Below are 597 nucleotides of genomic sequence, written 5' to 3' on the forward strand. Positions count from 1 at the left end.
GGAGGAACTGATCATGGACAATAATCTGAAAGTGAAAATTTACGCGGACGGAGCCGTGCTGGACGATATGCTTTCCGCCTATCGGGCCGGTTTTGTTTCCGGGTTTACGACCAATCCGAGCCTGATGAAAAAGGCGGGCGTTCAGGATTATGTGGCCTTTGCCAAAGAAGTCGTTGAAAAGATTCCCGATCTGCCGCTGTCTTTTGAAGTGTTTGCCGACGACTTTGCGACGATGGAAAAAGAGGCGGAGAAAATCCACACTTTCGGTCCGAATGTCTTCATCAAGATTCCGATTACGAATACGAAGGGCGAATCGTCCGTGCCGCTGATTCAGAAGCTGGAAGACCAAGGCTATTCGCTGAATATCACGGCGATTCTGACGACGGAACAGGTCGAGGCGGCCGTCGAAGCACTCAATCCGGAGGTTGAGAACATCGTGTCCGTCTTTGCCGGCCGCATTGCCGATACGGGGCGCGATCCGATTCCATACATGAAAAAGTCTGTCGGGATCTGCCGGACGAAAAAGGGAGCGAATCTGCTCTGGGCCAGCTCGCGTGAACTGTTCAACGTCTATGAGGCGGACCGGCTCGGCGTCGA

General features: G+C 53.3%; 1 protein-coding gene. It reads left to right on the forward strand.

The features are described from left to right. Window positions 1-13 precede the first annotated feature (13 nt). A partial coding sequence (locus Q6A92_RS18800; protein ID WP_332239032.1) for a transaldolase occupies window positions 14-597 on the forward strand: 584 nt, incomplete at its 3' end.

Origin of the sequence: Sporolactobacillus sp. KGMB 08714, from assembly GCF_036598985.1 — a bacterium.
In the GTDB taxonomy this organism is placed as follows: Bacteria; Bacillota; Bacilli; order Bacillales; family Sporolactobacillaceae; genus Sporolactobacillus.